At 54.5% G+C, this 18,892-nt stretch carries 18 protein-coding genes and 2 pseudogenes; 16 read left to right on the top strand and 4 right to left on the bottom strand.

The window, feature by feature from the left end; translation table 11 throughout:
• Window positions 1-418: 418 nt before the first annotated feature.
• Together Q1A53_RS22725 and Q1A53_RS22720 are read left to right on the top strand one after the other, a co-directional pair.
• Window positions 419-998, top strand: a pseudogene (locus Q1A53_RS22725) (IS6 family transposase).
• A gap of 133 nt (window positions 999-1,131) precedes the next feature.
• A complete protein-coding gene (locus Q1A53_RS22720; RefSeq protein WP_299971461.1) occupies window positions 1,132-2,193 on the top strand; it encodes a hypothetical protein in 1,062 nt (353 codons plus the stop codon).
• On the opposite strand, the gene Q1A53_RS22715 is transcribed toward Q1A53_RS22720, so the two are convergent.
• Window positions 2,150-3,697, bottom strand: a complete 1,548-nt coding sequence (locus Q1A53_RS22715) for a winged helix-turn-helix domain-containing protein (RefSeq protein ID WP_299971458.1) — start codon at window positions 3,695-3,697, stop codon at window positions 2,150-2,152. The genes Q1A53_RS22720 and Q1A53_RS22715 overlap by 44 nt on opposite strands.
• A 149-nt stretch (window positions 3,698-3,846) precedes the next feature.
• Here Q1A53_RS22715 and Q1A53_RS22710 point away from each other — a divergent pair, with 149 nt between their 5' ends.
• The 5 genes and pseudogenes from Q1A53_RS22710 to Q1A53_RS22690 all read left to right on the top strand — a co-directional run.
• The gene (locus Q1A53_RS22710) at window positions 3,847-4,782 is read left to right on the top strand and encodes a homocysteine S-methyltransferase family protein (RefSeq protein ID WP_299971455.1); all 936 of its coding nucleotides are present in this window, start codon (window positions 3,847-3,849) and stop codon (window positions 4,780-4,782) included.
• Between the two features lie 119 nt (window positions 4,783-4,901).
• On the top strand, window positions 4,902-5,480 hold the full coding sequence (locus tag Q1A53_RS22705; RefSeq protein WP_299971452.1) for a hypothetical protein: 579 nt from the start codon (window positions 4,902-4,904) through the stop codon (window positions 5,478-5,480).
• A gap of 58 nt (window positions 5,481-5,538) precedes the next feature.
• A complete protein-coding gene (locus Q1A53_RS22700; RefSeq protein WP_299971449.1) occupies window positions 5,539-6,993 on the top strand; it encodes a cytochrome c peroxidase in 1,455 nt (484 codons plus the stop codon).
• Window positions 6,994-7,072: 79 nt separating this feature from the next.
• Window positions 7,073-8,314, top strand: coding sequence for a calcium-binding protein (locus Q1A53_RS22695; protein ID WP_299971446.1), 1,242 nt, complete (start codon window positions 7,073-7,075; stop codon window positions 8,312-8,314).
• A gap of 255 nt (window positions 8,315-8,569) precedes the next feature.
• A pseudogene (locus Q1A53_RS22690) lies at window positions 8,570-8,857 on the top strand (SRPBCC family protein); the annotation flags it as partial.
• A gap of 288 nt (window positions 8,858-9,145) precedes the next feature.
• On the opposite strand, the gene Q1A53_RS22685 reads toward Q1A53_RS22690, so the two are convergent.
• Window positions 9,146-11,719: a patatin-like phospholipase family protein gene (locus Q1A53_RS22685; RefSeq protein WP_299971443.1), complete on the bottom strand. Its 2,574-nt coding sequence runs from the start codon at window positions 11,717-11,719 to the stop codon at window positions 9,146-9,148.
• Between the two features lie 335 nt (window positions 11,720-12,054).
• Between Q1A53_RS22685 and Q1A53_RS22680 the strand changes: the two genes are divergently transcribed.
• Both Q1A53_RS22680 and Q1A53_RS23510 read left to right on the top strand, forming a co-directional pair.
• On the top strand, window positions 12,055-12,489 hold the full coding sequence (locus Q1A53_RS22680; RefSeq protein ID WP_299971440.1) for a hypothetical protein: 435 nt from the start codon (window positions 12,055-12,057) through the stop codon (window positions 12,487-12,489).
• A 95-nt stretch (window positions 12,490-12,584) separates the two neighbouring features.
• Window positions 12,585-13,145, top strand: a complete 561-nt coding sequence (locus Q1A53_RS23510) for an SUMF1/EgtB/PvdO family nonheme iron enzyme (RefSeq protein WP_366873040.1) — start codon at window positions 12,585-12,587, stop codon at window positions 13,143-13,145.
• 846 nt (window positions 13,146-13,991) lie between these two features.
• Here Q1A53_RS23510 and Q1A53_RS22675 read toward each other — a convergent pair.
• Window positions 13,992-14,285: a cyclic nucleotide-binding domain-containing protein gene (locus Q1A53_RS22675; RefSeq protein ID WP_299971437.1), complete on the bottom strand. Its 294-nt coding sequence runs from the start codon at window positions 14,283-14,285 to the stop codon at window positions 13,992-13,994.
• 44 nt (window positions 14,286-14,329) lie between these two features.
• Between Q1A53_RS22675 and Q1A53_RS22670 the strand changes: the two genes are divergently transcribed.
• The 6 genes from Q1A53_RS22670 (at window position 14,330) to Q1A53_RS22645 (ending at window position 17,548) form a co-directional block, all read left to right on the top strand.
• Window positions 14,330-14,926, top strand: a complete 597-nt coding sequence (locus Q1A53_RS22670; protein ID WP_299971434.1) for a hypothetical protein — start codon at window positions 14,330-14,332, stop codon at window positions 14,924-14,926.
• A gap of 64 nt (window positions 14,927-14,990) precedes the next feature.
• The gene (locus Q1A53_RS22665) at window positions 14,991-15,326 is read left to right on the top strand and encodes a hypothetical protein (RefSeq protein ID WP_299971431.1); all 336 of its coding nucleotides are present in this window, start codon (window positions 14,991-14,993) and stop codon (window positions 15,324-15,326) included.
• Between the two features lie 58 nt (window positions 15,327-15,384).
• The gene (locus tag Q1A53_RS22660) at window positions 15,385-15,852 is read left to right on the top strand and encodes a DUF411 domain-containing protein (protein ID WP_211308550.1); all 468 of its coding nucleotides are present in this window, start codon (window positions 15,385-15,387) and stop codon (window positions 15,850-15,852) included.
• Complete coding sequence (locus Q1A53_RS22655) at window positions 15,852-16,316, top strand: cytochrome c (protein WP_299971423.1); 465 nt, start codon at window positions 15,852-15,854, stop codon at window positions 16,314-16,316. Before Q1A53_RS22660 ends, Q1A53_RS22655 begins: the two co-directional genes overlap by 1 nt.
• A 12-nt stretch (window positions 16,317-16,328) precedes the next feature.
• Window positions 16,329-16,673, top strand: coding sequence for a copper resistance CopC family protein (locus Q1A53_RS22650; protein WP_299971420.1), 345 nt, complete (start codon window positions 16,329-16,331; stop codon window positions 16,671-16,673).
• The gene (locus tag Q1A53_RS22645; RefSeq protein WP_299971417.1) at window positions 16,670-17,548 is read left to right on the top strand and encodes a CopD family protein; all 879 of its coding nucleotides are present in this window, start codon (window positions 16,670-16,672) and stop codon (window positions 17,546-17,548) included. The genes Q1A53_RS22650 and Q1A53_RS22645 overlap by 4 nt, the downstream gene beginning before the upstream one ends.
• Before the next feature lie 4 nt (window positions 17,549-17,552).
• Here Q1A53_RS22645 and Q1A53_RS22640 read toward each other — a convergent pair whose 3' ends face one another.
• The gene (locus Q1A53_RS22640) at window positions 17,553-17,825 is read right to left on the bottom strand and encodes a metal-sensitive transcriptional regulator (protein ID WP_107843943.1); all 273 of its coding nucleotides are present in this window, start codon (window positions 17,823-17,825) and stop codon (window positions 17,553-17,555) included.
• A gap of 132 nt (window positions 17,826-17,957) precedes the next feature.
• Here Q1A53_RS22640 and Q1A53_RS22635 point away from each other — a divergent pair, with 132 nt between their 5' ends.
• Window positions 17,958-18,743 (top strand): MauE/DoxX family redox-associated membrane protein, encoded by a 786-nt coding sequence (locus Q1A53_RS22635; RefSeq protein ID WP_299971408.1) that lies wholly within the window; start codon window positions 17,958-17,960, stop codon window positions 18,741-18,743.
• Window positions 18,744-18,892: the final 149 nt, after the last annotated feature.

Raw genomic sequence — 18,892 nt, 5'->3', positions numbered from 1 at the left:
TCTGCGTTTCATTATCCATCCTTTTCTTGGACGGATTACTAACACCCCAGCGGCCTGATTTCAGGGGGCTGGGTCAGAAGTTCTGTCTACCTCGCTCATGAAACTAGCGTAAATAGCCGCTGGCCACAAAGAACTCTCGGAGCTGCAAAGCCTTTGCCTTCCTCTTTTTTTATCCGTTAACTAGTCCGACGGCACCACCAGCCAGTAATGACGAGGTAGAAATAAAGTCCCGCTTCCGGTCGTCCAAGGATGGTTAGCAGAGCGCAGGCACTCGCAAACTCTCGTCATGATCGAGGGAGCCTCGGGCGGCAGGTCAGAGGCCGTAGTGGCTTTATAGTGGACTGTTGCATTAGGTTCTGTCGCAACCTTTGTCGTGGTGCTGTATCAGGGAGTGTGGCAGCGGGGTGAGGTTGTGAGCATGGTGTCGTTCAAAGGTGCTCAGTTTCCTCGGGATGTTATTCTGCGCGCGGTCTTCTTCTACGTCCGCTACGCCGTGTCGTACCGTGATTTGGAAGAGATTCTGGCTGAGCGCGGTTTGCACGTCGATCACGCAACGCTGAACCGCTGGGTGGTGAAATACGCCTCGACCCTGGCGGCAGTCACGCAGAAGCAAAAGTCGCCGACCGCTGCATCATGGCGGCTGGATGAGACCTACGTAAAGGTTCGCGGTGAGTGGTGCTATTTGTATCGAGCGGTCGACAGGGACGGCCAAATGCTTGGTTTCATGCTCTCTGAGCACCGAGTTGAATGCCATGAACGAGGTCCTGCGGGATTTCGGCTCACCGCGTTGGATCCGGATCTATAGGTCGAAGTATCTCAACAACATCGTCGAGCGGGACCACTGGGGCGTGAAACGACGAACGCGACCAATGATGGGCTTCACGTCACTCGGATCAGCAGTGGCGACTTTGAACGGGATTGAAACGGCGCACATGATCAGGAAGGGGCAACTGGGCCGAGGATGCCCGTTTGACATCTTCGCAAGCCTTGCGGCGTGACGCATCCCAAACGTTCCTTTTCGGATAAGGTTGGATATCTTTGCGACAGAGCCGTTTCCGGTTCGGCTGGCCTGAAGCTGGCTCATCTGGTGTATTCTAAACGATCGACGTAGCCTTGATCTCAAATGCGCGAGTGGAGATAACCGTGTCTTCAAATTTTGAAACAAGGATGGATCCGTGCAAGCTCGGATTCTTGGTCGCTCTCGGTTTCGGCGGCGTGTTAATGAATACGCTTCCGCTTTGGATTGGAGAGATGGCCATTTCTTCCAATGTTTCGGATGCCTTGGCGGGTGCTGCGGGAAGCGTAGTGTTGCTGCTGGTGGCGATACTGTGCACTATCTTGCGCAGCCAACGCGCTGCCGCATGGGGCGGCTACACATTAGTGCTGTCTTTGCTGCTTTTTGCGTTTTCCGTGGGGTCATCAAAGGTGTTGGTACTCATTGCGTGCGGTGGAATTGGGGTGTCAATGGGCGTCGTATTATCAGGCGCATTTGCTCACCTCGCGCAAGCCGAAGATCCACAAGGGGTGATTTCAATAGCGGTTACTGCAGGTCTGATCGCTTCGCTTGCAGCTTATCTCATTGTTGCGCTGACGCCAATTTCGATTCAGTGGGTCCTCGTTGTCTTTGCAGTTCCAGTCGCAATAGTCTGTAGCGCGGCTTCTGAGAACACCGACGCTCATCCCGATCTTGATGCCTTGGATATCGCTCCTCTTCCCAAGTCTTTGATACCATTCTTCGTCATGATGGGGGCCTATTGGGCGTTTTTAGACGTTTATGGCGCACAATATATGGAGCGACAGGCCCTCGAATTATGGTTGCTTGGCACTTTGCTGACCGGTGCCGCAGGTTCCGCAGCAGCCGGGCTTGTTCCGCAGTCGTATCGCAGGCGAATGATGGGGGTGGCTTTGGGCCTGGCTGCATTGACCGGCGCATTAACATATGTGGGGTTGACTGGCATTGCACTTGGCCTGGCCATTCTGGCAAATGCGTTCTTCTTGTTCCTGTTTGTTCCGCTCTATCTCGTTGAATCGCAGACGCAGATGGCTCAACGCATGGCGCTCTATCTGGCGAGCTTTGCGTTTGGGGGTGGGATCGGAGCGCTGTTGCTGAACTTCGGTGGGTACACAGCGCTGGCCGCTGTTACGGCGTCTACGGGTCTGCTGGCCGTCCCGTTGCTGCGTCAAACTCGATAAGCAATCCTACCTTGCGCCAGTTTGACACAGCGTCTTGGACAAGATCGGCATTCGCTTGCCATAGCTGCAGTTCTTGCACAACGTTGGTTTCAAATGCTGGAAACGCCCGCAGAAGCGTTTCTGCTTCGACACGCGCCGCGTCCAAATCTCCCAGTGCGGCTTGAAGCCAAACGACATGCGCGTGATACCAGTAAAATCCAGGGGTCGGCACAGCCTGAATTTCCAAAAGGGCCGCGTCGTACATACCAAGGCGCGCGTAGCGCCATGTTTTTGCGAAATGGTACCAGCCGGGATGCACCGGGCTTATGTCCATCGCCTTGTCCAGAAGCCGTATCGCCTCGTCTTCGCGCGCAAGAAACGCATAGCAATGTCCGACTTCTGACAGCACGTCGGAATCGCTGGGGTTCAGGGACAAGGCACGTGACGCAGCCGCATCAAAACCGACGATATCGAGTGCAAACAATCTGCACATCGCGAGCGCCACGTACGCAAATGCATGTTGCGGGTCGGCTGCGATTGCGCGTTCTGCGGCGTCAGTGGCCAAAGGCAGCACCTCGATGCCCGGGCGTTCATTGACGTGATACCGATGCTCTTCCAGTAGCACGACGGCGTAGGCGGCCCAGCCATCGGCAGAATCAGGGGTCTCAGCCAAGGCGGTTGGCAACGCATCGCGCAGATGCGCATGTAAATCAGGATCATAAATTCGGTAGAACTCACGAAACTGCGCGACCAGTTGGAACATTGTCCAATCCTGATCGGGGATACGCCGCACAGCAGAAGCGGCAATCGCCCCATGCGGCCCGGCAAGACGGCCCGCACAGAGTGCCGCAATCTGGTCCTGCACATCGAAAAGGGAAGCCGGTGTGGCTTCGCGGTCAAACTGCTCTGTTATCAGGATTGTTCCGTCCAATGTCGAAGTCAGCTGAACCGTCACTCTGAGCCGGTCAGCGGCCCGCCGCACGCTGCCTTCGATCGCGTAGTCTACGGCGTAACGCGCGCTCATCCCCGCATGATCCAGACCGTCGACCCTGATTGACTCCGTTGTGTTCCTAGCGAGGACTTTGAGGTCGCGAAACCGCGACAGGTTCATCAAAAGTTCATCGGTGAGGCCATCACTGATAAATTGATCCTCTGGATTGCTACCGATGTTTCGAAACGGCAGCACCGCTATACAGAGCTGATTTACCTCCGGGGATTTGACATCTGGCGCAGCGGTCAGCTGAAAGCCGACGCCGTGCACAGTCTTGATGACCCTTTGTTCTGATCCGCTGTCGCCTACCGCGCGACGTGCCTCCTTGATCGCAGTCGATAACGTTGCGTCTGTGACAATTCGGCCATGCCAGACCTGATTGATCAACTGATCTTTGCTGACCAACCCGCCACACGCGCCGTGGAGTACTGACAGAATACCCAGGGTCTGGCGCGTCAAGCGATGTTCGGTCCCGTCCCGGGTGGCGGTCATCTGATCGAAATCGACCTCGGTATCTGCAATGCGCGCTTTCATACGTCAAGAATTAGCCGAACTCAGACGCCCGTGCAAAGCGCTCAGCATATCTCAGGGTTTTCTCAGGAACATCTCAAGCTTGCAGCAGGCGGACGGCCTAGACCGACCCGCATCAGCCCGCAGGGTGCGGGACAGTGAAAGGACAAGACATGAAGTATCGGCATGCACTCCCGCAGCTTGACGGCAAACAGATGATCACAGACGGCGGCCTTGAAACGACGCTGGTGTTTCACGAGGGCATTGATCTGCCCTATTTCGCTGCATTCAAAGCGCTGGAAAGCGAAAATGGGCTCAAGGTGATGGACGCCTACATGACCCGGTTTGCAGAGATCGCGGTCGCAGAGAAACGCGGCTTCGTTATGGACACTCCGACCTGGCGTGCCAGCGCGCGTTGGGGCAGCGAGATGTGGATGACGCAAAACGACTTGCGCGAAATTCACCGCGAAGCAATTGCAACGCTCGCCAAATTGCGCAGCGCGTTCGAAACGCCTGACAGCCCATTTGTGATCAACGGCGTGATTGGTCCACAAGACGATGGATACTCTCCAACGACGAAGCTGAGTGCGGAAGCCGCGCAGCGCTACCATCAGGTTCAGGTCAAGTGGTTTAATGAATTTGGCGCGGACATGATCTCCGCGATCACGATGACTTATGTGGAAGAAGCGCTCGGCATCGCCTGGGCTGCCAAACATCTGGGAATGCCGGTGGCGATCTCGTTTACCGTGGAAACCGATGGGTGTTTGCCCTCGGGCCAAACGCTGGCAGAAGCCATCGACGTGGTGGACGCGGCTACGGACAGTTATCCGGCCTACTACATGATCAATTGTGCGCATCCTGATCACTTTGTGAACGCGTTGCAGGGGCCTTGGGTCAACCGGATTATGGGGATCCGTGCGAACGCGTCGCGGATGAGCCACGCCGAACTGGATGCCGCCGAAACGCTGGATGATGGCGACCCACAGGAGCTTGGCGCGCTTTATGGCGGGCTGTCGGCCTTGCTGCCCAACCTCACCGTCATTGGCGGCTGTTGCGGCACCGACCACCGATACGTCAGCGCGATGTGCGCGGCCACACGCGCCGCCTGATCTTACCCAAAATTCGCAAGCGGAGATACCTGCTTGCCTCACCCAACAGCGCCACACGACATACGCGTGCCCTGTACCGACGACCGAAAACTCAAACCGAAATCACGAAAGGAAATACAATGTTCAAATCTACTGTGACTGCTCTGGCCTTGCTGGCCTCGTCCACCTGCGCGATTGCAGGCAATACGCCAATGTCCTTCGATGTTGCCGAAGACATCACCCGCTTTGTCTTTGCTGACAAACCCGTGTTCGAGGATGGCATGCCCGCGTATGGGAATGCCTTTGTCACCCAAGGGTATATCTATGAAGACGGCACGTTGGACAGCGGCGTCGAAGGCACGCTGGCCGATGGCAGCCCCGCGTTTCCCGACAGGGTAATCGGCACCTGGACCTGTGACGGCTATTTCGTCGGCGATGGTGCTCGAACGGCAACCGGTGCGATGGTGATCACCCGCCAGGTGTTCCAGTTCGACAATGGCGATATCCTGATCAATCAGGGCGCAGAACTGGCGGATATCGACGTCGAAGCGCAGCGCGTGATCACGGGGGGGACTGGTGCATTCAAGAATGTCTCCGGTGAAATGACGCAGGTTCTTCTGGGTATGACCGACGGGTACGGCGTGCGTTTGCTGATCGAGGTCGAACCGGAAGAGCACGCGAGCCTCGTGCGGGATTCGGGCGAGTACTTCGAAGACTGAACCATACTCAAACCCGTGCCCGCATCTTTTCTGATGCGGGCACATGGAGTGTTTCATCATGAAACCCATATCTATTTTCGTAGCCATTGGCCTCAGCGCCCTGACTTTGTCAGGTAACGCGCAATATACCTTTGCCCAAACACTGCCCGCCGTATTGGAAGATCGCGATTTCCTGTGGGACGGGGCCCCTGATCCGAAGTTGTTCGACCTTGGGCGTGATCTTTTTTTCGATCCCATATTGTCGGGGAACCGCAATATCGCTTGCGGCACCTGCCACGACCCTAAGAGGGGCACAGGTGACGGGGTTGCGCTGTCGATTGGCGAAGGCGGCGACGGCTTTGGCACCGACAGGCATACTGTTGATCCGGTCACCGGACGTGTGCCGCGCAATGCACAGGCGCTTTATAATGTGGGTGCGCGGGCGTATGGATCCTTTTTCCACGACGGGCGACTGGAAGTGAACCGGATGGGCGGTTTCCCAAGTCGTTTGCGCAGTCCCGCCGGCAAAGATTTGCCTGAAGGTATCAGCAATGCACTGACTGCCCAAGCGATGTTCCCGGTTTTGTCTTCAATAGAAATGGCCGGACAACCCGGCGAGAACGCCGTCGCAGACGCCGTTGCGCAGAACGATGTTGCACGCGCCTGGCGCCTTTTGGCGAACCGACTGGCCCAAACGCAAGGCTATGCAGACCGCTTTGTTGAGTCTTTTCCTGAGATCGCAAAGCCACAACAGATTGAATTCCGCCATGCCGCAGAAGCGCTGGCTGCCTTCCAAAGTGTCGCTTTCCGCTCCGATCAAAGCCCATTTGACGCACGACTGGAAGGCGCGTCGCTGTCCAGCCGAGCGGAAGCTGGCTTGCAGCTTTTCTATGGGAAGGCACGGTGCAGCAACTGTCATAGCGGCCCTCTTTTGACCGATCACGGGTTTCACGCAATCGCAGTGCCCCAGATCGGTCCGGGCAAGGGGCACGGGGATGACGGGAGCTATGCTGCCTATTCCGGATTTGAGCACCGAACCGAGGACCACGGTCGCGCTTCTGTCACGGGTAATTCGGCGGATAGGTTCCGCTTTCGCACGCCATCCTTGCGCAACGTGGCCTTGACTGGCCCATGGGGGCATGACGGAGCGTTCGACACGATGGAAAGCATGGTGCGCCACCACCTTGATCCATCTGCATCGTTGAAAGCCTATCTGGCGGTTGCGCTATTGCCGCTGGATCACGCGATCCAGCCTGTTGTCAATCGTTCAAGCACATCTTTCCGCATGCTTGACCCGGCATTGAGACCGGCCTTCGATTTACGGGATGTCTGGGTTCACACATCCCCGCGCCTACAACGCAATATCCTGCAGGCGAATGAACTGGCCCCGGTGGCCCTGACTGAACAGGAAATCGGTGAGCTTCTCGCCTTCCTGAACAGCTTGACTGATCCAACCGCACGCGACCGGTCGCACCTTGTGCCCGAAACCGTGCCTTCTGGTCTTGATCCTCAACCGCGTTACGACCGGCATTGAGCGCCGACATGACAGCATCCAAGCCGCGTGGCGGATGCAAACTTTAGTCAACTCAAAATCTGAACAAAGGAGCCATATCATGCCACGACGACTTGGAACACATAACAACAACCGGCTGGATGGGACTTTCCTGGCTGACGAAATCTATGGCTTTGGAGGCAATGATTGGCTTCGCGGCTTTGCAGGAAACGACAGGATCTTCGGTGGGCTGGGCAACGATATCCTTGATGGTGGCGACGGCGACGATGTCTTGTCGGCGGATCGTGGCGACAACGCCCTGTATGGCGGCAATGGCAGCGATATCCTGATGAGCGGTTGGGGGTCCGATCTGCTCAACGGTGGTTCGGGCATCGATCTGGCCAGCTATCGCTTCATGGCGACGGCGGTGAACGTGAACCTCGACACCGGAGTTGGATTTGGTCAGGACTTCGAAGATCGGCTTGTCTCTGTCGAGAATCTCTTTGGCAGTGGGTTCGGGGACGTTCTGACGGGAGACCACGGACGCAACCAGATCTGGGGGCACGATGGTGATGATGCGATCAATGGCATGGGTGGCAATGATTTCATCGACGGCGGCGCAGGCAGGGACCGATTGCTCGGCGGTGCCGGCAATGACACGATCAATGGTGGCGATGGCGGCGACGATATTTTCGACGGTCCGGGTGATGATGTTGTGCGCGGTGGCAGAGGGGCTGACACGATCACTGTCGGTACCGGACGCAACACAATTGATGGCGGTTCAAGTTCCGACAGGTTGACGTTCGAACAAGGCGTTTTCGACACGGGTGCGTTTGTAGACCTCAAACACGGTGTCGCGCGTGTCGGCAATGACTCTTATTCGACGCTGTACAGCATGGAACATGTCACGGGGACAGATTTGGCGGACAGAATTTTCGGAACGGACGGACAAAACTACCTGTACGGTCAGGACGGAGACGACTTTATCAGCGGGCGCGGTGGCAGCGATGCCATATCAGGTGACCGGGGAGACGACGTTCTTGAGGGTGGCCTTGGGAACGACGACCTGCTGGGCGGACGTGGTTCGGACACGTTCGTTTTCGGCAGCGAGTGGCGGGCATCAGGAAAACACAACATCCAAACCTATTACTCGCATGGCCATGACACCATTTATGACTTTGAAGAGAGTGACATTATTGACCTGAGCGGTCACCATTATGCGTCGGATTTCGAATATATATTGGAACATGCCGAACAGATCGGAACGACGACGCGACTGAACCTGAGCCATATCGGCGAAGATTCAATCGATCTAATATTCACCGACCTCGAAGACCTCTATGCCCGGCAATTCGTGTTCTGACCCGTCTAAACCAGCGTGATGCCGTTTAGGCTTGCCGGCATCACGCAGAAAAATAGTGGAAGGCTTGCGTTTCCGACGTCGTGAAAGCTTGCCCGGCCCATTGCCGACATCCAACCGTCTGTCGGAATGCTGCGTTGCGGCCCGTCAAAGGAGACATTCGCTGCTCTAGCGAAACCTATCGGCTGCCGAATTCACATTCTGCGCGACTAAGCGGGTCCTCAACTCGTTCCAGTCAAGCGCCAGTGCGATCTCAACGCCGACGGCAGTCAATATCTGCGTGAGACGATCAACCAGTACGAGCCAGGCCGGAAGCTGGGCCTCGTCATCGATGACACGACCATGCCGATGAAGGGGGCCACCTTTCTCTTTGAGGTGCGGGAGATCGGGCCACACAAGAGCGAACTGATCTTCACGATGGACTTCAAGCCGCCGATGGGACCGATCGGGATGCTCATGCTCCCGATGATGAAGCCGATGCTGCGCGGCAAGATGGCCAAGGCGTTGGAGGGCAACGCGCGTTATGCTGAAGGCGTGATAGCCTGATTGGTCGATATCTCAACAGAAAAAGGACTGAAAATGACCAAGACATCCGCCTCCGTGAGCTTTGCAACCCATATCCTCCATCATCCGCGCACGTAGCGGGCTCATCTTCTCGTCTGTCATGGGAATCTCCTGTCCGATCGAGAAAGCTCAATTGTCAGGCGGATCAGCCAACTCTCAAAATGAGCCTAAACCTGGTGGAAGGAAAAACGCCAACCACGAGCGCCATTGCCGTGGAAGCGGCTTCGTCCTTGAGCCGATTTCATTCTTCAAAGAATCATCCTTCGAAGCTCACCTAAAACGCTCCAACCCCTCCAGCTTGGCGGAAATTGGTTCGCAGTTGTCGCCCTTCATGAGCTCGTCAAACATGCTTTTGAAAGCTAAGTCCTTGTCCATTTGGCGGGCAATCTTTTGTCCTAAATCCCGATAAGCCTCAAACTGTTCAGGCGAAAAGAACTGATTGCTGGTTGGATCAAATGGGAAGAGAGGGTTACTCCCGCGGTACCCTTTGGTCGTCAAATGCACATCTCGTATCATGGCTGACTTCATGTAGAGGATCAGTCCTTGGCGGGCTTTCCCATATTCAGATGAACTTTGCTTGCGCCCAGCTCTATACCCATCAGAAAACCTCCTTCGCGAACTCCCGTGATAGGTGACACTTGCAAGAAAATAGCCTTTTTCTGCATATTCAGCATCTCTTGGGTATTCATCGTTGACGCTGCGTGCGACGAGGTCCTGCGGGCCAGTCTTCGTCGCTGAGTAACCAGTGTTGACGAACGAACGTCGCCCCCATTCGTCACTGAAGCCAACGTCAAATTTTATTTCTGCACCAAAGTCCTCTTTTGCCCGTCTGATCAACACAGAGAAGGACTCGTATGAGTTTTCTGGATCATGACCGCCGTCACAAACGACAATCAGTCGACATTCTCGCCGTAGCAGCTCGTACATACCAAGGTTATCAAAATGGCCTCCGTCAGATAGCTCAATGAATTCCGGGGTTTTGCTGGAAGGATTGCCCCATTGGCTAAGTGATACACCTGTTGCTTCACGTGAGAAAAACCGCTTCACCACCTGAGTGAAACCGGGATGAAAATGGTTGCCGAACCGCTTGACGGACCGCATTGGGCTCCAACGCAGCCAATACCCCAAGCGCAGACTGAGAAAGGCCATTGCAAGAGCAACCGGAGCCGAAGTCGTCGGGCCTTGCCCAGCAAACCCCCCCTGCGGGTTTACCGCCGCACCAGACACCGCCATCGCAGTTGCCAAGGTAATCCTGTCACCAGCGACATCTTTTGTTTTTTTCCATTTGGTCATGTCCGAGCCACAAAACAGTGGAGACAAGATGAAATTGTCACCCTTCCGCCGAATAGCACGTGAATCCGGTGCCCACCAGGCTGCTAGATTGGTGTTAATGAGATGGATCGATTTCTTCTCCCCATCTTTCTTAGCAGCCAAGTCTGATAACCTGATTTTGTCCGCCTGCTTAGCCGTCCTAGTGCCGTTGTAGGCTAGAGGGCGCTCGTCAAGTCCAGCGGTTTGGATCACTGCTTTGTCCGGTAAAAACGCCTCCATGAGACGATCTCGATAAAAGCGCCCAAGGGAAACGTCATTGATATTGCAAGCCGTAGCCAAAACAGCACTGGTCGCAACAAGCGTAAGAAGCCACCCTCTACTGAGTTCTTCTGCAAGGTACATTGAAAGAAGTGCGACTGATAAGATTAGGAGTAACGCGCCGATGATGATCGTAGTACTGCTAAACCACCCGAATACGCCGCCTAGCCGCGCCCTAAATAGGCCAAAAACTGCTGTGGCACTTCCGAAAATTGCACCGACTGTCCCAAGTGCCGCCGTATCCGAATTCTCTCCCTCTAAAAGCGATGTCAGCAAATTAAAAATAGCGCTGATGTTGTCCAGAGCGACAGGTAAAAAACCGAAAGGAATGCAAATAAGTGCCACACCAAAGAGGAGCGACCCTGCCTGCTCGACCCGTTTGCGCCACATGTACCCTGATTGCTCCTTGATCACAGTTCCTATCGAAAAAATCGGGATCAATAATACCAGAATAAGTACCGCTAACAGCCCAATGCTGGCAAAAACTAAAAATACGTCGCTGTCCGGCAGGTGTTCTTTAGCCTTCTGCCAAAATTCACCAAACGCTGAAACACTTGTGTCTTTAGCTACACCAACAGGAACTTCAGGTACGGCCTTTCGACCAAAGATATCTATAGACAGGAGTACATGGAACGCACCGGCCGTTAGTCCGATCCAGATTATGAAATTAAGGATCAAAGAGCGCAGCACAACATATGTGCCGATCAACGCCCCTCCAAAACCGGTTGGCATCAGATAACTTATGTTGGCCCGTAGGTGTCGAATATAGGAGAGGTGCTCTTGCAATCTGCGCACATAATCCAATTTACCGTCTGAATCAGTACCTGTCGAAAACAGGCTGACCTCGGGAAGCTCACTTTTATCGGGTTCGTCATCAACGAGTTGGTTTTTCGGTTGTACTAGTTGAGCCTCGGCGTTCTCCTCTTCCGGCGTTTTCTTTTTTTGCCAATATGATTTGGCTGCACCTGTATACCCACCCCCAGAAACGGTCGAAATATAGTCAAATTTTGAGAGCCGATCAATTTTCGTAAGATATTCCAAGACGCCGCCACAAAATATCGCTGACCTAACGCCGCCGCCGGAAAGGCACAGGCCTGACAGGCGCGGGTCCTTGTTAGGTGAGTTGGGTTTCTCCAGGAAAGCCATCTCGGCATCAAAGACGTCTTCCCAATCCTTTATTATAGAAGTTTCAGTAGTTGGCTTCTGATCAGTCATAAAAATACCTTTGACTAAAACGCAGTAGATTAAGTGCAATGTGTCTAAGCTATCTATCTCGATATCGGTGAGTCAACTTCTGGCTGAACCCTTTAAGAAGATCAGAATTACATTCATGCTACCGGTTTGTCCGCAGTATTCGACCTTGAACGTGGTTCGGTTTTGTGGTCGCGGCGAAAGTCCGGTCTGACGGGCCGCACCGCAGCATAGCGATCAGGGCTAGGATGTCTCCTTTGGGCCGCTTGTGAAAACAACCCAAATCCTATAGCTTTCAATGGCATGACCTTGTACCTTCAATGCTACGTCACGGTTGCATTCGAGCCCTCAAAACGACGCAGTTGTACTGAACTCGAAGCTGAATTGGAGGGACAAAGATGATAGGTGGACTAGTCGTTGAAATACTATCGGCCGCTGCTGCAGTTGTGGCAAAAGGAGCCGTCGGCGCTTTTGCCAAATCGGGTGGTGAAGCTGCTTTTGACGCATTGAAAAAGCGGCTCGCCGAAAAAAACGGTATGACAACACTCGATCTCTTGGATCGACTAGAAACTTCTCCACAGCTTAAGCAGGCGCTAGCGGCTGAGCTTGAAGAATCTGGTGCAGTGGATGACGCTCAAACGCTAAAATTGGTCGAAGAGCTTAGACAACATTTGGAGAGCCTACCGAGCGAACAGCGACCGTATGCTATTGAAGGAGGCAGCTTCAAATCTGGCCGCGACATCATAGCTCAGCATGTTGAAGGCCTTCGCGATGTAAAAATGGAAGCTGAAGGCAATATCGATGTAAGTGGTGCACGCTCGCCGGGAAAGTAGAGACTGACACGAAGTCAAATGCCTCGTTCGCGTCAGAAAAGCTGGTAAGTGGCAGCAGCCTGGCAGCAGGCGGAAACATCCTAATAGTAGGAAAGATGGGGTTAGGCAGAGGTGCGATTATAGTAGCTGTCGTCACGACTACGCTAATAATTGCGTTTTTGTTCTTGCCCCAGCTCAACGAAGTAATCGACCGGATCGCCGTGCAACGTCAACTGAAATTGACTGATACGGAAACATTGTCAAAGCTTCTTCCAAGAGATACTTTTGAAGACTGCTCTGGAATTGAGTACTGCCCAACAATGGTTGTGGTTCCCGTTGGAAGCTTCCAAATGGGTGATGGAGGTTTTTATCCAAATGCATCGGAGCTGCCTGTCACTAAGATTCAGATTTCTAGCAGTTTTGCGATGTCAAAATTTGAAATTACGCAAGCGCAGTGGCGAGCTTGCGAAAAGCTAAGCAATCCCGATTCTGGTGTCGGGTGTTCCATCAAGACTTCGGTTGACAGTTTCGATCCCAACCTTCCTATTTCACACGTTAATTGGTGTCATAGTGCTCTTAATTCCCGGACGCTGGTTTCAAAAAGCCTAATGATATCAGTTAGAAGTTGTGCCGTTTGTTCCTGGACTGTGTTCCTAATCCCTGGACTGTGCCTTTAATTCTCGGACCGTTTGTTTTGTGGATAAGTTGGATGGACGCCGGCGCTTGGCAAAGGTTGCCGGTGTATAGGTAAGAAAGCCTCACCGGCGCTTTGCCATTTCGTGCAGTTGAGAGCGGAGAAAGCCGCAAAGGCCGATCAAAGAGGGCCACCGTACATCTTCGCGCTTCACTTCAGCCCGAGTATCTCGAAACGGCACGGTCGGCGATCACAGACCCCCGGTGCAAAACCAGACCGCGGTGACTGCACAGGCACGCCGAAAGAGTTCTTCGATCCGCAAAACGGCGACCTGTGGATATCCAGCAATTAAGGGCACCAAACTTGCCCAAATCACCGCGAATACGTCAGCGTCCAGGAAATAGGGGCACAGTGACACCTGACGTTGCAGGTTGTTGGGGTACTGGCACCGGAGTTCCATCATGGGTCGCTCTTTTATCGGAATCGCCTAGATCGGTACAAAATGCTTGCTGCAATTAGCCTCGGAATAACCCGACCTTTGCTCGCAACGGCGCTGATGTTGAAGAGTGATACCGCCTCCGAAGCCAGACTTCGCGCAGCATTCCCGTATAAACGGAAGCTGGTGGATCGAATTGAACGGCTCGCTAAGGATTTGCCATCTCGCGACGTAAAGAGCGGAGAAAGCCAAAAAAACCGAATACAGAGGCTTCCCGCGCATCTCCGCGCTTCGCCACAGCCAGAGTATCTTGAAGCGGCAAGGTCGGCGATCGCGCAACTCGGTGCAAAAGCAGACCGCGGTGAGCTGCTCAGGCACGCTGAAAGAGTTCTTCGATCCGCGCGACAGCGATCTGTGGATATCCCGTAATTAAGGGCACAAAAATTGCCCAAATCACCGCGAATACTTCAGCGTCCGAGAATAAAGGGCACAGTGACAATCCGCAAAAAGGGACGCTTCGGCCACCAGACCTCCTGTATTTGCTGTATGTAGTGTCAAAAGTCCACCATCTTGCAGCGCCCGCTGTAAGAAGAGTCGCCCATCACTGACCAGAAACGCCCATTCAACTTGGTCGCCTCGCCTAAACAGCGTTTCGCCCGCGTCCAACGTTCGTTTGGGTGCGCCATCAAAATACTGAAGCCAATGATCTGACATGATTTCTATCATGTTCATTTTCGCCCACGTCATGCAATGCCTTCGTGCAAAAGCTGGATCGATCAAGGACTTCAATTATGGGTATCAAACACTTTGCACTTCTTTTGATGGCTTTCCCTAATAATGCGTTGTCTCAAACCCACGATGGAAGTCATGGTTCGACGCCTTCCGCCTACGCAGGTGAAGAAACTCGCTTGATCAAGTCTCTTTCGGAACAAGACCTAGAAGAAATCGCGCATGGCGGCGGATGGGGACTCGCACGCGCCGCCGAGCTCAATGGTTTTCCAGGGCCCACTCACCTTCTTGAGCTTGCCGTTGAAGTCGGTCTGACCGAACAGCAGCGCAGCGACATTGAGGCGATCCGGGCGCAGATGCAGGCAGACGCCATAACTGCTGGGGAGCGGTTCGTCGCGGCAGAACAAGCGCTGGACGCAGCTTTTCAACAAGTTGCGCCAGATGCCGTGGCGCTTGAACGGCTGGTTGCCGAAGCAGGTCAAGCGCGGGCAGCCCTCCGCCTCGTTCATCTGAATGCCCATCTGTTGACTTTGCCATTGCTGACCGATCCCCAAGTCAGCCAATACTCGGTATTGCGCGGTTATTCAGATGATCCCTGTGCCTCTGTTCCAGACGGGCATGATCCGGAAATGTGGCGTAGCCATAATGGATGCAACTAGACTCGATTGCGGCGACACATCCTCGTGACTTGTCAAAGTCATATACCCCCAGTAGGTATTGGATATGTTTCGCTTAGTGTTGTCGATCATTCTTGTTTTTGCATTCGTCGGTGCATCCACCGCGTCTGTGATGCATGGCTTGAACCATGGATCGGGCCACGCAGACCACCACGCCGAAATGTCAAAAAACGATCCATTGGCTGATGCTGAGACGGCACTCGCGGACTGCTGCGATGCCACCAGCGGAATGGGATCAACCCCCTGTTTTGGCGATCTTGTGGCCACGTCGGCGATTTCGCCGGATAATCCCGCAAACAGATCGGTTGGTGGTGTTCTGTACGCTGATTTCGACTTTGCAAATCTGACGCTCGCTGTCCCAACCGGTCCTCCGAAAGTCTGAGCGGCAACGGGCGCTGGCCCGCAGTCTATTCAACTTTCAAATCAAAGGACCGACAGACATGATCACACGTCGTCACTTCACTACTCTATCTGCAACAGCTCTTGTCATGGCTGCCCTGCCTGCTCGTGCTGGCACACCTATGCGCGTTCTCGCCTCACCAGGCTGCGGATGCTGTCACGCCTGGGCTGACCTAGCTCGCGCACGCGGCTACGCCGTCACCGTCGAGGAACTGACCGACCCCAATGCGCAGAAGTCAGAGCGTGGCATTCCGCTTGAGCTCGCCTCCTGTCACACCATTGAAGCGGATGGATATGTCTTCGAAGGCCATGTGCCGTTCGAAGCATTGGAAGCCGTTTTGCAGGATCGCCCAGACATCACTGGGCTTGCTGTTCCGGGCATGCCGATGGGCTCTCCTGGCATGGGCGACGACCCGTCCGCCCGCTACGATGTCATTGCATTTGGTGGAGAGGCTGGCACCGGCACGGTGTACTACCGCGCTGGCACGGCGCAGCCGTTCGACACCTGATGGTAGGTCGGAAAGCCGTTTTGCTAACCGGTGGGCTCACGCTCGCCGGTTTCGCAGCCGCATTTGTTCTGGCGCAACCTTCCCAAACGGTTGGTATTTTGACGCCTGACGACGCCGAAGTGATCGCCGTGGGCCAAGGCATCTACGCAGACCAATGTGCCGCTTGCCATGGTGCGCGCCTAGAAGGGCAACCAAACTGGCGGATACGTGGAGAAGATGGACTGCTGCCAGCACCGCCACATGACGCAACAGGCCATACGTGGCACCATGATGATGAAACGCTTTTTACCCTGACCAAATATGGGCTTGCCGGTCTGATGGAGAACGCGCCACCATCCGACATGCCTGTCTATGAGGGTGTGCTCAGCGATGAAGAAATTATTGCGGTGCTCTCCTTCATCAAGTCGACTTGGCCAGATGACCTTCGTCAGTATCACGACGAACTGAATGCACAGTCCGAATAGAGGAAAATTCAGATGTTCAAACAAACTCTTCTCGGCTTGGCCGTTGTAGTTGCTCCCGCTCTTGCCTTTGCCCATTCGAAGTCTGAGGCCACAACACCCGCCGACGGCGCGGCAGTCACAGAAGTGCCGGAGCTTTCAATGCGGTTCGATGATCCGATGCGCATCATTTCGGTCTCGCTCACCTCTCCAGATGGAGATGTCGAAATCGAACGCGAGACAGGTATGGACCCCGCTACAGAGTTCCGGGCTTTACCATTGGAAGAGCTTGAGCCTGGAAGCTATCGCTTCGACTGGCGCGGTATGGCGTCGGACGGCCATCCGATGCAGGGCAGCTTCTCCTTCACGGTCACTGAGTGACCGGACTCGCACCGATCGACGGTCTTGTCGTTTTGGCCATCTTAGCCAAGGCGATTGGCTATAGCGCGGCGCTCATCGCTATCGGCGGCGTGCTGTTTTCCTTCATCTTCGAAAAGCGTGCTGAGGTGTCTGTCCTTCATCTGGCACGGAAGCTCGCTGTCGGTGCTGCGCTTGTCGGTCTCGCCGTGCTGGCCGTCCGGTTCGGCATCCGCGCGGCACGGATTTCCGGCATGGGTTTTGAGGGCGCGACCGACCCAATGATGCTTGGCTTCGTATGGGAAAGTCCACTTGGCAACGCCGCGATTTGGCGTGGGATAGGAGAAGTCGCGATACTAGCACTTTTGATCCCCCGTTTCGGACAATGGATCGCCATGGCGGGGACCGTTGCTGTAGCAATATCCTTTGCTCAGGTGGGCCACGCTCTTGGAGAACCAAGAGCGGCGTTGGCCGTCTTGCTGGTACTGCATCTTCTAGCCGCTGCTTTCTGGGTTGGCGCTCTCATACCCTTGCGGCGGGCAGCACTTGCTCCAGCCGGTGCTGATCTGTTGCATTATTTTGGTAATCTCGCCGCTGGCGGAGTAGCGGCTCTAATCCTCGCAGGCACATCGCTCGCTTGGCTGCTTTCAGGCTCTGCCACTGCGTTATTTGGAACGGCCTACGGCTTAGCACTTCTGGTCAAAGTCGCGATTGTTACGGTCCTCCTGGGCTTTGCGGCTTGGAATAAGGTGAGGCTGGTCCCCGATTTACGCGCCGAGAAACCCGGTGCAGCCCATGCCCTGAGGCGTTCTATTTCAATGGAAATTCTGGCCGTTGTTCTAATCCTGCTGGCAACTGCAACCATCACCAGTGTATCGACGCCACCCGTCAATCTTTGACCGCTTAGCCCCGCGCCTTGTCGAGCAATTCAAGCAATTCGGTGAACTTTGCTCGTTGGTTCTCCCGATCACCTGATGCAAGTGCATCCTCGATGCAATGGGATGCATGATCGTCAATCACGAGCTTTTCGACACCTTTCAGCGCTGCACGTACTGCCGCGATTTGCGTCAAAACATCAACGCAATAGCGGTCCTCTTCGACCATCCGGGCGATCCCGCGGACTTGACCCTCAAGGCGTTTCAGACGTTTCAAAGTGGCTTCGCGGTTTTCGTGCATAGTCTCTTTTCGCATGGTGGGAGACAAAAAGTCGAGTGAGTGCGGAACCAAAGCTCGCGTTCTTGATTATATACCCTATGGGGGTATATAGGAATGAGAAATGCCCACGCAAATAAATCGTTGGAGAAGCCAATGCCCAAAGACACACGCGACGTTGCAGACATTGATACAACCCCTGCCGAAGTGGCGGTGGGCAAGACAGCTGTGCTTTACCGGATAGCTCTACCAGATCATCTGTGCCCATCCGGTCAAAAGGCGCGCTGGCTTCTTGAACGTCAGGGATATGATGTCGATGACAGGCTCTTTCGAGCTCGCGCCGAAGTTGACGCTTTTAAGGCCGAGCACGACGTCAAGACGACTCCCCAAGCATGGATCGAAGGCGAACGCGTTGGCGGCTATACGGACCTGCGCGAAAAGCTGACCGGCTGGGACCCGAAGGCAACCACCTACCGGCCAGTGCTTTATCTCTTCGCCGTGGCAGCTCTGACTGCAATCGCGCTCTCCATTGGGTTCCTCGGCGCAATCACTTGGCAAACACTCGGCTGGTTCATCTCGGTCTCGATGATCCTTCTCGGCATGCAGAAACTGCGCGATATTGAGGGCTTCTCCACGATGTTCCTCAACTACGACCTTCTTGCGCGGAATTGGGTGCCCTACGCATATGTTTATCCATTCGTAGAAACTGGCGCAGGCATCCTAATGACTGGCATGATCCTGACTTGGGTGTCAGCTCCCGCGGCACTTATCGTTGCTGGTATTGGAGCCGTTGGCGTGTTCAAGGCTGTCTACATCGACAAACGTGAACTCAAATGCGCATGCGTTGGTGGAAATTCAAACGTGCCGCTTGGGTTTGTGAGCCTTACCGAAAACTTGATGATGGTGGGAATGGCAGTCGTGATGCTTTGGCTGATGGTTTGAGCGCGTAATTCTTCAGTCCCTTCGCCCTCAAACATCAAAGCGGACCTCTAGATTCAGGTATTGAACGGCCGTTTTGTCTAAGGTTTGTGGCTGCTGTCAGCGTGAGCTGCAGCGGCGATAAATCTGACAAGGAGGAAAGCGCGGGCGGC

The sequence above is a fragment of the uncultured Roseobacter sp. genome (assembly GCF_947496515.1).
Classification (GTDB): domain Bacteria; phylum Pseudomonadota; class Alphaproteobacteria; order Rhodobacterales; family Rhodobacteraceae; genus Roseobacter.
Note: the sequence above shows the minus strand (reverse complement) of the source record. Positions and strands in the feature narration are given on the sequence as shown.

Coding starts and splice junctions, on each gene's coding strand:
- Q1A53_RS22715 (WP_299971458.1), bottom strand. CDS start 3,697: ATGAAAGCGCGCATTGCAGATACCGAGGTCGATTTCGATCAGATGACC.
- Q1A53_RS23510 (WP_366873040.1), top strand. CDS start 12,585: ATGGGGTTAGGCAGAGGTGCGATTATAGTAGCTGTCGTCACGACTACG.
- Q1A53_RS22705 (WP_299971452.1), top strand. CDS start 4,902: ATGTTCAAATCTACTGTGACTGCTCTGGCCTTGCTGGCCTCGTCCACC.
- Q1A53_RS22680 (WP_299971440.1), top strand. CDS start 12,055: ATGATAGGTGGACTAGTCGTTGAAATACTATCGGCCGCTGCTGCAGTT.
- Q1A53_RS22665 (WP_299971431.1), top strand. CDS start 14,991: ATGTTTCGCTTAGTGTTGTCGATCATTCTTGTTTTTGCATTCGTCGGT.
- Q1A53_RS22635 (WP_299971408.1), top strand. CDS start 17,958: ATGCCCAAAGACACACGCGACGTTGCAGACATTGATACAACCCCTGCC.
- Q1A53_RS22675 (WP_299971437.1), bottom strand. CDS start 14,285: ATGACGTGGGCGAAAATGAACATGATAGAAATCATGTCAGATCATTGG.
- Q1A53_RS22670 (WP_299971434.1), top strand. CDS start 14,330: ATGGGTATCAAACACTTTGCACTTCTTTTGATGGCTTTCCCTAATAAT.
- Q1A53_RS22655 (WP_299971423.1), top strand. CDS start 15,852: ATGGTAGGTCGGAAAGCCGTTTTGCTAACCGGTGGGCTCACGCTCGCC.
- Q1A53_RS22700 (WP_299971449.1), top strand. CDS start 5,539: ATGAAACCCATATCTATTTTCGTAGCCATTGGCCTCAGCGCCCTGACT.
- Q1A53_RS22640 (WP_107843943.1), bottom strand. CDS start 17,825: ATGCACGAAAACCGCGAAGCCACTTTGAAACGTCTGAAACGCCTTGAG.
- Q1A53_RS22710 (WP_299971455.1), top strand. CDS start 3,847: ATGAAGTATCGGCATGCACTCCCGCAGCTTGACGGCAAACAGATGATC.
- Q1A53_RS22650 (WP_299971420.1), top strand. CDS start 16,329: ATGTTCAAACAAACTCTTCTCGGCTTGGCCGTTGTAGTTGCTCCCGCT.
- Q1A53_RS22695 (WP_299971446.1), top strand. CDS start 7,073: ATGCCACGACGACTTGGAACACATAACAACAACCGGCTGGATGGGACT.
- Q1A53_RS22660 (WP_211308550.1), top strand. CDS start 15,385: ATGATCACACGTCGTCACTTCACTACTCTATCTGCAACAGCTCTTGTC.